Genomic DNA, 14,359 nt, shown 5'->3' with positions numbered 1-14,359 from the left:
TTTTATAGTTGTCGTTTAAATACATTCATTGGATTAAAAAATAGGGTTCGTCTTTTAAAACACTTATCCTACTTTTGGTAAATTATCTGAGGATAAAACTGCTAACTGATGCATTTGTAAAAAATTATTCAGCAGCTGATAACCCGCTTCGCTTAAAATCGACTCAGGATGAAACTGGACGCCTTCAATCGCAAACTCGCGGTGGCGAATGCCCATGATTTCTTCGATATTGCCATCAGCATTTTGAGTCCAAGCGCTAACTTCAAAGCAGTCGGGTAAGCTTGCTTGCTCAATCACCAATGAGTGATAACGGGTAAACTGGGCTGGATTTGGCAAGTTGGTAAAAGCGCCTTGACCATTATGATAAATAGCCGATAACCGCCCATGCATAACCTCGCTTGCTTTGACGACTTTACCGCCAAAGGCTTGACCGATTGCCTGATGACCCAAGCAAATACCTAATATCGGGATAATGCCTTTAAAGGTCGCAATCACCTCTAGCGAAATACCAGCACTGTCAGGGTCACAGGGGCCGGGACCAATAACAATGGCATCTGGCGCGAGTGCTTTAATCTCATCAATACTGATTTCATCGTTGTGCCAAACGCTGATGTCCTGCTGCAATTCACCGAAGTACTGTACAATATTGTAGGTAAAGCTGTCGTAATTATCGATCATCAAAATCATCATTTGTTCAACTTATTATCTTTAACCTAGTGTCTTAATCTTGGTGTTCTTAGCTTCGTGTTCTTAGTGTAGTGTCTTTAATTCAATAGGTTCAACAGCGATGCGATTTTAAACGCTGTTATCTTAACACTATTTCGTTATCTATCAAACGTAGCGCTGTTGCACGCTGATAGTAATAAATGCTCTATAAAGGTGCATTACTAAGTTAAACTTTCTAAATTTTGCACTGTTATGGGACGTCATTTAATATATTCATCTTTGAGTTTGCTAGCTATACATAGCAATTGCTATGCAAATAACGCTTTAATATAAAAGATTTATATTACGTAAATGTTTGTATTTATTGTAGATAATTATTACTTTCAGCCTTTGGAAATTTTAAAAACTTGATGGCCCGAAGATGAGTTGGCATAGTAGCTGCAATTCTTATAGGTGTGAATAGCTCGCTATTAAAGCGATGTAATATTATTTACCAAGATGCATTTGAAGAGTTCAGCATTATTGGCCAGATGTTGCTAAAATAGCACCTGCATTTATTTGGCTCATAAAAATACTTAAAGCTTAACGCCAGAAAATCAGCTGGGCTTTAAGCAAAAAACAACTTTAAAAAAAACTTTCCGTCTAAAATTTTCATTCTACGTTTCAATTTTATTACCATGTTAACCATAAGGGAAACTTTCCATGTCGAACAAATTACTTGATCTTATCGAATCATCCAATGCCAAATGGGTTGATTTTCGTTTCACCGATACCCGCGGTAAAGAGCAACACATGACTTTCCCAGCGCACAGCGTTGATGAAGAAGTGATGGAAGATGGCAAAATGTTCGACGGCTCATCGATTGCTGGCTGGAAGGGTATCGAAGCCTCAGATATGATTTTACGTCCTGACCCAGAAACTGCCTTTATCGACCCATTCTTTGACGCAGTTACTGTGGTGGTGACTTGTGACATCATCGAGCCATCAACGCTGCAAGGCTATGACCGTGATCCGCGCTCTATTGCTCGCCGAGCCGAAGAATACTTAAAATCAACGGGTATTGGTGATACCGCTTTTTTTGGTCCTGAGCCTGAGTTCTTTGTTTTTGACGAAGTAAAATGGTCGGTTAATATGTCTGGTGTCAGCCATGAAATCGTCGCTGAAGAAGCCGCTTGGTCAACCAATAAAGCCTATGAGTGGGGCAACATGGGGCACCGTCCACGCGTTAAAGGCGGCTATGTACCAGTACCACCGGTTGATAGCTCACAAGACATGCGTGCGGTAATGTGCGAGCGTATCGAAGATATGATTGGTGAAGGTTGTATTGAAGTCCATCATCATGAAGTGACTCCTTGCCAGTTAGAAATTGGCGTGGCATTTAATACTTTAGTACGTAAAGCAGACGAAGTACAAAAGCTAAAGTATGCCGTCCATAACGTTGCCCACCAGTTTGGCAAAACCGCCACCTTTATGCCAAAACCTATCGTTGGTGATAACGGTTCTGGTATGCACGTGCATATTTCTATCTCAAAAGACGGCGTCAATACTTTCTCAGGTGATGAATATGCCGGCTTGTCAGAAACCGCACTATACTTTATCGGTGGTATTATCAAACATGCCCGTGCTTTAAATGCGATTACCAACCCATCGACCAACAGCTATAAGCGTCTTGTGCCGCATTATGAAGCGCCTATCAAGCTTGCGTACTCAGCGTCTAACCGCTCGGCGTCTATCCGTATTCCACACGTTAGTAGCCCAAAAGCGGTACGTGTTGAAGCGCGTTTCCCTGATCCAGCAGCCAATCCATACCTGGCGTTTGCGGCGTTATTGATGGCAGGTCTTGACGGTATTCAAAACAAAATGCATCCAGGCGAAGCCGCTGATAAAAACTTATATGACTTACCACCAGAAGAAGAAGCACTCATTCCAACGGTTGCTGAAAACTTAGAAGTGGCCCTACAAGCGTTAAAAGATGACCATGAGTTCTTATTAAAAGGCGATGTGTTTACTAAAGAGATGCTAGAAGCTTACATCGCGCTGAAGCAAGAAGAAGTACAACGTGTCAATATCACCGTCCATCCTGTTGAGTTTGATTTGTACTATAGCTGCTAATTAATAATTAATAATTAATAATTAATAATTAATAATTAATAATTAATAATTAATAATTAATAGGCTCAATTGTTTTAAATAAGAAAAACCAGCTAAATTATATTTAGCTGGTTTTTTTGTGGGCAATTAAAGTAGACGTTTAATTGTTAAATTTAGTGTAAAGTCATTACTGATTTAATGGCAAAAATATCGCATAATGGTTACATCTATATATTAATAACAAATCGCTTTAGGCTGATTGACTATGAGTTCATCATTTAAAAGTACTGTTTTTTTAAATAAAGGGTTGTCGGTAAGTTTGCTGACAGGGCTGATTATTAGCACCGCAAGCCTTTACGCGCCGATGGCAAATGCCGCTGCTATTTATAAAGTTGTCGATGAAAAGACCGGTCAAGTGACCTTTACCGACCGTCCGCAAAACTACGAACAGCAAGCTGGCAAACAAATTAGCCAAACCAGCGTCATGACTGGCAGCGATAGTGTGGGTGCAAATAGTTCTAGTCAAACCAACAATGCCAACAATCAGCCTGTCAATACTACTCAAGCATCTGCTGCTAACAGCACTGGCACCACCAGCACCACTGCTAACAGTAACAAAACCGCTAATAAAGCACCCATTAATTATCAGCTGACGATAACAGAGCCTAGCGAAGAGCGGGCGTATCGTCGTCCGGTACAAAGCATCGATGTCAAGGTGCAAGTAAAACCAGCCCTACAAGCAGGCGATAGCGTGAGCATTTACTTAGATGGCAACGAGGTGGCGCAGGGTTTGAGCGCTTCGATTGCAACTGTTGATATCTTGCCAGGCACGCATAATATCAAAGCGGTGATAAAAGATAAAAAAGGGCAGGCAGCAAAACAGGTCGAGCGTACCGTCTACGTCATTCAAAACACGCAAACCTTGCAAAAAAATAAAAAATTGGCAGAGCAGCTGTTGGCGTATCAGCGTCTGCCTTGGTATCAAAAAGTGTTACTAAAAATGCGTCAAGATGGCAAGCATCCTAATATGTTGTCATTTACTAAGCCAATAGTTGATAAACCCCTAGTTGATACACCGATGACCCTTGAAGAACCGATAAAAAAATAACCTTGAATCGCTTGATTAAGTGTTAATAATAAAAATATATCTATAAAGTAAGGGCAGTCACTGAATCAGTGGCTGCCCTTATTGTTAAAAACCATTTTCTATAACTGTCGTTATCTTATTTAGACAACTCAATCGTACCGTTAGCTGTCACTGAAATGGTGCTATTACCCGATTCAAAGCTTTGGCTTGGTACTGAGGCATCCGCCGCTTCAGCTTTCATATTCATCGCGCTATACATAGGGCGAGGGTAGTTGCTGCCGGTATTTAGATTGACAGTGACGACACGATAACCGCGCGCATCCCATGCACGAGTCAGGTTTTTAGCCTGCTGCTGAAAAGCGCGAGAAGCATCGGTCATAAGCTTTTGCTCTAGCGCATCTTTTTTAGCGTCTGAAACCCCAAAGTTTAGGTTTTCCATCACTAAGGTTTGCTGTAAGTCTGCAATCAGTTGGCTGGTGGCAGCAAAGTCAGTGCTCTTTAAGTCGATGTTGGCTTGTCCTGTCCAACCAATGATTTTGTCGTTTTTATCGTAGCGTGGATAGGTGCGCTGCTGGCCAGTACTAACCGTCACGCTTGGGTAGCGTTTGGCGATTTTCATCGCGTTATTGATCGAAGTATTAAGCGTGGTCGCTAGCGTTTTAGCATCTGATGCTTGCGCTTTTTTATACATAGTGGCGCGAACTTCGTCGTTTTGGACTTCCTCTTTGACTTCTGTCTGAAAAGTCAGCTGATCGTAGCCTGTGGGTTCTGCATGGGCGCTACCTATCATTGCTGTTAGTAGGGCAGCGGTACCCGTAGCAAGTGCGGCTTTGTTCATCCAAGTGTTTTTCATAATTATCTCCTAATTAGTGCTAGTAATGGTCATGATAGTTGTATGAGGGATATGGTCAGAAAACTCATTTTTATATGAGTGTTTTTTGTATTGTTTTTTATGCAACATACCCTGACTAAAATAGCAAAAAATCAACAATTTGCTATGAGAATTTTGTCAGTTAAGTTGCTGTTTAAATTTGGCTACATCGTCACTTGCACGTAGTACTGATAAGGTTGTCTATTGCCTAAAGCAAACAGTTTGACAATGGGGGTTGTAATAATAAAAAAATCTTGTATAATCTGCAACTGGTGGCTCCATTGGTAGCCTCGCAACATTGTTCTATGAATCCCGCCAGGACCGGAAGGTAGCAACGGTAATAGTTATAATGTGTGCCGAGGATGTGCTGATGGAGTCGCTTTTTTTTGCCTAAAATTTGCTGATAGTCGTGCTATATCGCTTTAAACGAGTCAATCCTAACAATAAGTCCTTCATTGTAAAGGGCTTTTTTTTCGCCTGCATTTCGTCTGATTTTAAACTTCAAACAAAATATATGGGTTAAAATACAATGTAGTAACCTTTAATAACAATATTGTGAACAAAAAACCTTTTGGAGTCTGATAATGAAAATGTTCGTTTGGCTATTCATTGCAGTGGTGGTATTGATCGTAGTGTTTGGGGTGTCAGTATTTAATAAGCTGGTACGTGCCCGCAACCAAGCAAAAAATGGCTTTGCACAAATCGATGTGCAGCTAAAGCGCCGTCACGATTTGATTCCAAATTTGGTCGAAACCGCTAAACGTTATCTGACCCATGAAGAAGAGACGCTGACCCGTGTGATTAATGCGCGTAATCATGCCCAAAGCTTGCAAGATTCTACTAAGCATCAGCCAGACTCCCTTGAACATATGGCGTTGTTTGCCAAAGCAGAGGGTATGTTGTCAAAAGCCTTGGGGCAATTCTCAGCGGTTGTAGAAGCCTATCCTGAGTTAAAAGCGGATAGTATGATTAAAGAGCTGATGGATGAGCTCGCCAATACCGAAAATAGGATTGGCTTTGCCCGTCAGCATTATAATGATAGCGTGATGTTTTATAACAATGACCGCGAAGTGTTTCCTAATAATCTTGTCAGCACAACCTTTGGCTTTCGTCCACTTAGCCCATTGGTATTTGAAGATAGAAAGGTAATTGCTCAAGCACCTGTCGTCGATATGGGCTGATGCTCAAATAATGTTAAATGTGTTTAGCTAGCGTTAGGTAAATAAATAGATGGATTTTTTTGGTGCACAGCGTAGCCGTACTCAGCGCAGCTTGTTGCTTTATGGACTATTTTTTCTGATTGTCTTTGCCCATATTGCTGTAGCACTTGGTGTCATGGCGTTGCTGCTCACGCTATTTACCGGTGGCATTTATCATTGGGTATTAATACTGGTGGTCGTATGGACAATCGGTAGCTTTGTCGTTGGTAGTTTTTTAGAGTATAGGCGCTTAAAAGCAGGTGGTCGGGCGATTGCTCAACGTGTGGGTGCAGTGCGCTTATTTATCGACCAAAGCCAAGACGCTTGGGAGCATAGCCAAGGAGTTGCCCATCAGCATCAGCCTGTATCAAAAGTTCGCTTTAGTGCCCGCCAGATTGCCGTGCGTGATGAGCGGGATTTCCCGCCTGTTTATCGGCGTTATTATGAGATTGCCCAGCAGCTAGCCATTGCTTCAGGTTTGCGAATGCCAATTTTATATGTGCTGCCTGAAGAACAAGGCATTAATGGTTTTGTGGCGGGTCGCCATAGCCAAGATATGGTACTCGTCGTCACCCAAGGCGCCCTCGATAAACTATCTGATGAGGCGCTATACGGGCTAATAGGGCATGAATATGGTCATATCTTACATGGCGATGCGACGTTTAATTTACAGCTAATGGTGGTGCTAGCAGGATTGCAATTACTCTATGACTGGAGTGATTCTATTAATAATTTTGGTTCTGGTTATAAAGTCAGTCATAAAAACACTCATCAAAACACTCAGCAAAACTATTTTGATGGCTCTTTTATTAATAGTGCGGTCAATCAAAGCAACCCTTTACCGCAAAAAGCAATCGATAGCCATGCGCGTCGCACTGAAGCGCAGACAGCCAACTTTACCACTCATAGCGAATGGGTCGCCTACTGGCAAAACCAGTCGCAAAGCCAGCAATCTTCAGCTAAGAGTCAGTCAAGATGGCTACAACATAATGATAAGTTCAATAGTCAAGCGCCGCGTAATATCTGGACATTATTAATCCATGGATTGAGTTTTTCTAGTATGGCCAGTGCGCAACTGATTAAACACAGCTTTAATCGTGAGCGCGAGTTACTTGCCGATGCGACCAGCGTGCAGCTCACACGCTCACCAGCTATTATGGAAACCTTAAAGGCCATTCATCAAGATGCACTTGGTTCGCGCCTAACTGGCATCGCCGATATCAATGGATTAAGTCATTTTTTCTTTGCCAGTAGTGGTGCCGATTTGGGTGACGTATCATGGTTTGCCACGCATCCAAGTTTGGCTGAGCGTATGAGTGCTATCAATGCCAACGCTTATCATGATTTCGCCGTGCAAGTGGCTAAAGAAAAACGTCTCAATCAGCAAAAGATAAAAGAAATTTATGAGCAGCGCCGCTTGGGTGATTGGGGCGTGATAGTAACAAATAGCCTAAGTGAAAATAAATTCACTGATAAAAATATTAATAATACATTCAATGATGTTATTGACGAAGATGCCATTCAAAAAAATACTATTCAAAAAAATACTATTCATAAAGCTGCTATCGAAAAAGAAATCGCAACCTATTCTACTAGTGAGATAAATAATGAATTGCAGAGCGATAGTGGGCTTGAATTTGTTGTAGAGCAAGATGTTGTTATTAATGGGCGTTTGCAGGTGCAAGCAGAAGATATCGGTACTCATCAGCTGCTTAAGCCGTGGCAAGCTAAACCTGATAGTGATTTGCCATCAGATACCTTGATTGGTATCGAAGATATACAAAAGGTATCGCTACCGCAGTATGTGCTCAATCACAGTTATCATCCGCTCGGAGCGCAAGCTCTGATTGAAGCTGTGCTGCTTTGTCATCAGGGTTATGTGCTGTCAACAACAGCAACGTATGATTTAACTGAAATCTGGCTTGGGCTTGATGAGGATAAGAGATTTTCTGCTGAAACTAAAGTCGATATAGATAACACGCGAGTTTTACCGCATACACTCGATCATAAATTATTAGCGGTAGTGGCAAATCTTGATCGGCGCGTAGACAGTGCTTTGATTGCATTGGCGCTAAAGCAACTACGCCAGCATAATTTATCAGAAAACGCTATCGATGAGTTGCGCTTAAAATATGAAGCCAGTCATCGTAATCAAGATCATCAACATTACGTGCAGCAAAAAAAGTGTCGGTCAATGCTATTGCGTTATCAGCGAGGTATCATTGAGCTATTTGAAAATTCCCTAACGGCTGATTTAAGTCAAAAATTTGCTGATAATATAGATAACGATGATTCTATTAATAAGCCTCAATCATTATTAAATCCTTTAGAAGATACCCATTGTCGCTCGCCTTCGATTTTAGCGTTATGGCAGGCGCTACAGCTGCAGCAGTTACTACCCATAATATCTGCCGTATTAAACGATAAACAGGTTCAGTCGCATCTTCACTCTCAATATCCATACTATCAATGGCAGCAAGTATTGCATGCCGGCACGGATGATATTTATGCTCAGCTTGACCCATCAGGGCAGGTGTTTGATGGTCTTGATGTTGCCGCAAAAACCGTGCTTACTGTATTGGCTTATCGCTTATCAAAGGATGCCAAAGGGCAGATAATATCCGCACTAGATAGCGAATTACGTAGCTCAGTGCTCAGCTATAATAGTGCTAGCATTGCTCATTATCTTGTAGATTTACGCCGTCATGCACGTTTGATTGATATTGATTTAGCTGCCGTTAGTGAGGCAAATTTGCAATGGCTACTATTGACTGCGCAAAATCTAAATAGTATTCAATTATTGGCATTAATAGCAGCAGTGCCTATTTTTATAGCGTCTGCCAGTCAATCATCTGGCTCTCAAGCCAAAGGTGCTGATAATTATCGACAGAGGCAACAGGGCGACGCTCAAATAGATTATAATGCGATTAATAATAAGCCTTATGCTTATAATAATTACCGGCAATGGCTGAGTACGTTGCATACAGTGATGTTACACGATACGATAGTTAGTCAAGATGAATATGATTGCTTGACCGAGCTTGCCAATCATTGGTTAGGCGTTCGGCAGCTTTTTTAAGCAATGTCATTGACGGCATTTGAGTATTATTTTTTAAATTGAATCGACTATATTTTTAATCTTTTTTTTAACATCGTTCTTTAATATTGTTTTTGACATTAAAAGCCTGTAAATCCATTTTAGATAAGTAGGATAGTAAATAAGCATGAGTGATATCCAAGACCCGCTAATTGTATTGCAGCATCGTATGCAGCAGCGCCAGATTTTAGCGATGATGGGTATCAATCAGTGGGTGCAGCCAAGCTCTGAAACCATGAATATTGCCGATATTTCTGCGCCTACTCTGCCTGAGCAGACTACCGCTAACTCAACTTTATCTAATGCCAGCACTCCATCTAATGCTGCAGCTTCTTCTGCGACGAGCACTGAACAGCCAAGCATTGAATCTTCTAATATTGCATCTTCTAATATTGAATCCCCAAATATTAATGCCATATCAGATATGCTAGATGATGAATCTAATCATTCTTATGATGACGCTAATGAGACAGGTTTAAGCCATTCTGACCCACAAAGCCCCGTCACCTATCATTTTGACTCGACTGCCCCTGTCATCTCTAAGCCCGCCGTTACCTCACTTGTAAATACGGTCGTTCAGCAGACTGCTTTTGGTGACATAAATAATGCTGCAAGCTGTGAAGATGGCAGTTTTAAAAACAGTGGTTTTAACAGAGAGGGCTTTCAAGAGGAAAGCTTTAAAAAGGTAGCACCCTTTGATTTACAAGGTGGTCGCTATGGCGATTGGGTAATTTTGGTTGATATCCAAGCCCTCAATAATGACAGCCAAAAACTGTGGCAAAATATCACCCAAGCGCTATCTATCAGCTGTGAGACGACCTCATTTCCTATTTGTGAAGGTATGGATACCGCTGAGCTTGCCAATGCCAGCCTTGCAGGATATGTGTTTAAGATTGGTCGTCGCGAAGAGATAAAAGTGGCGGCATTGACCGTATTACCTGACGGCCTTGAGCATCCGAACTTTACGACTGTGCCCACACTCGATGAGATGCTTAAAGATAGCAAACTTAAACGTCAGCTTTGGGAGCAGTTATCAAAGTAGAATTAAAGGCTTGCCACTTACTATTATTACGACTACTACGACAGAGATTAAAAAATAACGATAACATTCACCTTTAACCTTTAACCTTTAACCTTTAATAACCACGATGATCTCATCATATTTAGGATAATGATTATGACCACTAAAGCCGCTCCTAACCGTGTACCCAATTTTTCAGCGGGACCTGCCACCATACCGAACGCCGTCTTATCACGCGCTCAAGAAGAGTTGCTTGATTGGCAGGGACGCGGTATGTCGGTCATGGAAGTGAGTCACCGTAGTAAAGAATACATCGCGATTACTGAAAAAGCGGAAGCCAAGTTGCGCTCGCTCATGGACATTCCAGATAACTATAAAGTGCTATTTTTACAAGGCGGTGCCAGCTTACAGTTTTCAGCGATTCCATTAAATCTGTTAAATGGTGGCCGCGCCGACTATCTAACGACAGGTACTTGGTCTGGTAAAGCGGTCAAAGAAGCACAGCGCTATGGCAAACTGGGTTTGGGCGAGGTTAATGTGGTGGCAACGGGTAAAGACAGTAATTTTACCGACGTGCCAGCCCAAAGCGACTGGAACCTGAGTAAAGATGCGGCGTACTTTCACTACTGCGCCAATGAAACCATTCATGGTGTACAAATATTTGAGCCGCCACAAGTCGATGCGCCAATTATCGCCGATATGTCTTCTTGCATTTTGTCACAGCCAATTGACGTGTCTAAATTCGGCATGATTTACGCGGGTGCGCAAAAAAATATCGGGCCAGCAGGATTAATTATTGTCATTATCCGTGAAGATTTATTGGGCAAAGCGAGTGAATGGTGCCCACTACTGATGAACTATGAACATCAGGCGGAAAAAGAGTCGATGTCAAACACGCCAGCGACGTATTCTTGGTATTTAGCAGGGCTGGTGTTTGATTGGTTAGAAGAGCAGGGCGGCGTCGCTGCTATCGGCAAAATCAACCAGCAAAAAGCGGATTTGCTGTATAAAACCATCGATGACAGCAGCTTTTATAGCAATCCAGTTGACCCCAAATATCGCTCTATCATGAATGTGCCGTTTACCTTAGCGGACAGTAGCCTTGATAAAGTGTTTTTAGAAGAATCGGAAGCAGCAGGCCTCATGAATCTAAAAGGTCACCGCGATGTCGGCGGTATGCGCGCCAGTATTTATAATGCGGTGTCACTAGATTGGGTGCAGCAGTTGGTTGACTTTATGATCGCCTTTGAAAAAAAGCACGCTTAAGTTAGCACGGGTTTTAAAACAAAAGACGCAACTTTATAAGCTGCGTCTTTTTTTATGCGTATTAGTGTTTTTTAAGCTGCATAATCCGTCATGTAGCAACCTTAACGCTGCAAAATATTAGGTTAAAAAACCTAAGTTTGTTATGATAAAATTTCGTCAATCGTCTATTTTGCCGTCAGTCGCGCATTTTTTATCCAAGTTGGTTTAGAGTAGAGGGTCGTTATGAGGGTGGTTATACAGTCATGATGCTAAAAAATACCATGCTAAAAGCCGTCTTAGTTGCCATGACTATCAGCTGGATACCTGTTAGTATCGCCGCGCCAATCACCACAACGGCGCTTGGGCATAATAGTACCACTGAGTATATTGACGTGCCGTTCATGCCTTATGCCAATCCCAATGCGCCCAAGGGTGGCACATTATCGCTTGAGGCACGCGGCACCTTTAATGCGGCCAATAAATGGATGACCACAGGTGTGGCGATGGTTGGTACGGACTATCTGTATGATACCTTGATGACGGGCTCACTCAATGAAGCCTTTACCATGTATCCGCAGCTGGCAAATAAAGTCACCTATGATCCCGATGACACCAGTTGGATTATTTACCATGTTAATCCTGCCGCGCGCTTTTGGGATGGGACAGCGGTGACCAGTCACGATGTTAAAGCCACCTATGATGCGATACTGACTAAAGGCCCAATGTATATCCGCAGCTATTTGGGCGATATTAAAGACATTGAGATTATCGATAAGCAGCGCGTCAAGTTTGTTTTTAAGTCTGATGACAATAAAGAGATTTTATTAACGGTTGGGCAATTCCCTATTTTTGCTAAATCTTCGATTGATACAGATTTTGAGAAAATAACATTGACGCCATTAATGGGTAGTGGTCCTTATAAACTTGGCCGCGTCGATGCGGGGCGTGCGGTCAGCTATGTGCGTGATCACAATTATTGGGGTCGGGATTTGATGGTCAATCGCGGTCGTTATAATTTTGATATGATTAAGTTTGTCTATTATCAAAGTGATGAGATTGCTTTTGAGGGTTTTAAATCTGGGCAGTATCGCTTTCGGCTAGAAAACAAAGCCTCTAACTGGGCAACAGGTTACAATTTCCCCGCTGTCAAAGCCGGTTTGATTCATAAAGAAACCATCAGCAGTGAAAACCCTGTGCCAATGCAGGGTTTGGTGATGAATATGCGCCGGCCCATTTTTCAAGATATTCGCGTTCGCCAAGCCTTGACGGCAGCTTACGACTTTGAGTGGATGAATAAAACATTATTCCATGGGCAATATGAGCGCTTACAAAGCTTTTTTCATGGCTCGGAGCTTGCTGCTACTGGCACGCCATCTGCGGCTGAGATGCAGGTATTAAAACCATTGCTCGCCAAGCTTGAACCGATTCAACGGCAAGCGGTACTAGACGAATGGCGATTGCCAACCAGCGATGGTAGCGGCTTTAATCGTCAAGGATTGTTAGAGGCGCGGCAGCTATTGCTAGAGGCTGGTTTTTATTATCAAGATATGAAGTTGTATCAGCCAAACGGTAAGCTTGCTCAGATTGAGATCTTGATGACGGGTGAAACTATGGGGCGGGTATTGTTGCCTTATATTCGTAATCTAAAGCGTTTGGGCTTTGATGCGACTTTACGCCAAGTCGATGGGCCGCAATATTATGAACGTGTGCGCCGATTTGACTACGATATGATGGTCGACATCTTTGCCCAGAGCTTATCGCCTGGCGCGGAGCAAGTGGGCTTTTGGGGTAGTGCTGCCGCCGATGAAGCGGGTAACGCCAATACCATCGGTATTAAAAACCCTGCGATTGACAGTGTTATTAAAAAACTGGGCGATGCTAAAAGTCGCGATGAGATTGTCTTATATACGCACGTACTCGATCGCCTGCTACGGGCAGGACATTATTTAGTCCCTTTATACGGCAAATCTAGCACCAATGTTGCCTACTGGAATCAATATCGTCATACTGCAAAGCTGCCGACCAATGCGATCGGTATCGATTATTGGTGGTCAGATAAAGAAGCGGAAGCCCGTGTTAATCGATACTTAAAGCAATAGTTTAAGATAATGGCTCAAAACAGTTATTTAAAAATTATCATTTAAACCAATAAGTAAAGTCACGTTTCATTTGGTTTTTAAAATTTAATAGAAAACATCAGTAATAAAGACAATCACTGCTAAGGATTTTATATGAGTATTCGTATTCACCCCATTAAAGCGTTCAATGACAACTATATTTGGACACTCATTAATGAAAATAATAAGCAGGCGATTGTCATTGATCCGGGTCAAGCCGAGCCAGTTATCGCTTATTTAGAAGAAAATGGCTTGGAGCTGACGTCTATCTGGACCACGCATCATCACCATGATCATATCGGCGGCGTGGCAGAGCTACAAGAATCTTATCCGATGACGCATTTGGTTGCGCATACCGAGCACAATGTCGATGAAGACCAGACCATTAAAGACGGCAGTACGGTCAGTGCGTGGGGCTGCGCCGCGCAAGTGTGGGACGTGTCTGGTCATACCGCCAGCCACATGGCGTATATCTTAGATATCGATGGACAAAAGCATTGTTTTTGCGGTGATACCTTATTTAGTGCCGGTTGCGGACGTGTCTTTACCGGCACGATTGAGCAATTGCATGAGAGCTTTAAGCGTTTAAATGGCTTGCCAGCTGAGACGCTGCTGTATCCTGCTCATGAGTATACTGCCAGTAATCTGCGCTTTGGACTATCTATTGAACCTACTAATGAAGCAATGCAGCAAGCACTGATTCAAGCAGAAGAAAAAACCGCCCAAGGTGGCCCGACGCTGCCAGTCACTTTAGAGCATGAACGCGCAATCAATGTGTTTTTGCGTACGCAAGAGCCCAGTGTGATAGCAGGGGTGAAGTCTAAAGTCATTATCGATGATGACAAGTCTTTGACTATATTTGCTGCGTTACGTGAGCTTAAAAATAACTTCTAAATACTAGGGCGTGTCCTCACTTCAAGCGATTGTATCTAAATGGGCTAAAAATGGCTAAATTTTGCCAAACA

At 42.4% G+C, this 14,359-nt stretch carries 10 protein-coding genes and 1 other RNA gene; 9 read left to right on the top strand and 2 right to left on the bottom strand.

Annotated elements, in window-relative coordinates:
• Nucleotides 1-63: 63 nt before the first annotated feature.
• Complete coding sequence (locus tag FOR85_RS00440) at nucleotides 64-687, bottom strand: aminodeoxychorismate/anthranilate synthase component II (RefSeq protein WP_144296405.1); 624 nt, start codon at nucleotides 685-687, stop codon at nucleotides 64-66.
• 681 nt (nucleotides 688-1,368) lie between these two features.
• Between FOR85_RS00440 and glnA the strand changes: the two genes are divergently transcribed.
• Nucleotides 1,369-2,778 carry a type I glutamate--ammonia ligase gene (gene glnA, locus FOR85_RS00435; RefSeq protein ID WP_068405236.1) on the top strand — a complete coding sequence of 470 codons (1,410 nt, stop codon included), beginning with the start codon at nucleotides 1,369-1,371 and terminating at the stop codon, nucleotides 2,776-2,778.
• A gap of 244 nt (nucleotides 2,779-3,022) precedes the next feature.
• A complete protein-coding gene (locus FOR85_RS00430; protein ID WP_144296231.1) occupies nucleotides 3,023-3,865 on the top strand; it encodes a DUF4124 domain-containing protein in 843 nt (280 codons plus the stop codon).
• A gap of 115 nt (nucleotides 3,866-3,980) precedes the next feature.
• On the opposite strand, the gene FOR85_RS00425 is transcribed toward FOR85_RS00430, so the two are convergent.
• Nucleotides 3,981-4,697: an SIMPL domain-containing protein gene (locus FOR85_RS00425; RefSeq protein ID WP_144296230.1), complete on the bottom strand. Its 717-nt coding sequence runs from the start codon at nucleotides 4,695-4,697 to the stop codon at nucleotides 3,981-3,983.
• Nucleotides 4,698-4,994: 297 nt separating this feature from the next.
• On the opposite strand from FOR85_RS00425, the gene ffs reads away from it, so the two are divergent.
• The 7 genes from ffs (at nucleotide 4,995) to gloB (ending at nucleotide 14,288) form a co-directional block, all read left to right on the top strand.
• An RNA gene (gene ffs / locus FOR85_RS00420) (signal recognition particle sRNA small type) lies at nucleotides 4,995-5,091 on the top strand.
• A gap of 208 nt (nucleotides 5,092-5,299) precedes the next feature.
• Entirely contained in the window at nucleotides 5,300-5,896 is a 597-nt protein-coding gene (locus FOR85_RS00415; RefSeq protein WP_144296229.1) for a LemA family protein, read from the top strand.
• Between the two features lie 49 nt (nucleotides 5,897-5,945).
• The gene (locus tag FOR85_RS00410; protein ID WP_144296228.1) at nucleotides 5,946-8,993 is read left to right on the top strand and encodes a M48 family metalloprotease; all 3,048 of its coding nucleotides are present in this window, start codon (nucleotides 5,946-5,948) and stop codon (nucleotides 8,991-8,993) included.
• 145 nt (nucleotides 8,994-9,138) lie between these two features.
• Nucleotides 9,139-10,053: a hypothetical protein gene (locus tag FOR85_RS00405; RefSeq protein WP_144296227.1), complete on the top strand. Its 915-nt coding sequence runs from the start codon at nucleotides 9,139-9,141 to the stop codon at nucleotides 10,051-10,053.
• Between the two features lie 135 nt (nucleotides 10,054-10,188).
• The gene (gene serC / locus FOR85_RS00400; protein WP_144296226.1) at nucleotides 10,189-11,298 is read left to right on the top strand and encodes a 3-phosphoserine/phosphohydroxythreonine transaminase; all 1,110 of its coding nucleotides are present in this window, start codon (nucleotides 10,189-10,191) and stop codon (nucleotides 11,296-11,298) included.
• A 245-nt stretch (nucleotides 11,299-11,543) separates the two neighbouring features.
• Nucleotides 11,544-13,376 (top strand): extracellular solute-binding protein, encoded by a 1,833-nt coding sequence (locus FOR85_RS00395; RefSeq protein WP_144296404.1) that lies wholly within the window; start codon nucleotides 11,544-11,546, stop codon nucleotides 13,374-13,376.
• 132 nt (nucleotides 13,377-13,508) lie between these two features.
• Nucleotides 13,509-14,288: a hydroxyacylglutathione hydrolase gene (gene gloB / locus FOR85_RS00390; protein WP_144296225.1), complete on the top strand. Its 780-nt coding sequence runs from the start codon at nucleotides 13,509-13,511 to the stop codon at nucleotides 14,286-14,288.
• Nucleotides 14,289-14,359: the final 71 nt, after the last annotated feature.

Source organism: Psychrobacter sp. YGAH215, from assembly GCF_007280595.1.
Taxonomy (GTDB): domain Bacteria; phylum Pseudomonadota; class Gammaproteobacteria; order Pseudomonadales; family Moraxellaceae; genus Psychrobacter; species Psychrobacter faecalis.
Note: the sequence above shows the minus strand (reverse complement) of the source record. Positions and strands in the feature narration are given on the sequence as shown.

Bases quoted from the DNA above. Each gene is read 5' to 3' on its own strand.
- FOR85_RS00440 (WP_144296405.1), bottom strand. From the start codon at position 687: ATGATTTTGATGATCGATAATTACGACAGCTTTACCTACAATATTGTA.
- glnA (WP_068405236.1), top strand. From the start codon at position 1,369: ATGTCGAACAAATTACTTGATCTTATCGAATCATCCAATGCCAAATGG.
- FOR85_RS00430 (WP_144296231.1), top strand. From the start codon at position 3,023: ATGAGTTCATCATTTAAAAGTACTGTTTTTTTAAATAAAGGGTTGTCG.
- FOR85_RS00425 (WP_144296230.1), bottom strand. From the start codon at position 4,697: ATGAAAAACACTTGGATGAACAAAGCCGCACTTGCTACGGGTACCGCT.
- FOR85_RS00415 (WP_144296229.1), top strand. From the start codon at position 5,300: ATGAAAATGTTCGTTTGGCTATTCATTGCAGTGGTGGTATTGATCGTA.
- FOR85_RS00410 (WP_144296228.1), top strand. From the start codon at position 5,946: ATGGATTTTTTTGGTGCACAGCGTAGCCGTACTCAGCGCAGCTTGTTG.
- FOR85_RS00405 (WP_144296227.1), top strand. From the start codon at position 9,139: ATGAGTGATATCCAAGACCCGCTAATTGTATTGCAGCATCGTATGCAG.
- serC (WP_144296226.1), top strand. From the start codon at position 10,189: ATGACCACTAAAGCCGCTCCTAACCGTGTACCCAATTTTTCAGCGGGA.
- FOR85_RS00395 (WP_144296404.1), top strand. From the start codon at position 11,544: ATGCTAAAAAATACCATGCTAAAAGCCGTCTTAGTTGCCATGACTATC.
- gloB (WP_144296225.1), top strand. From the start codon at position 13,509: ATGAGTATTCGTATTCACCCCATTAAAGCGTTCAATGACAACTATATT.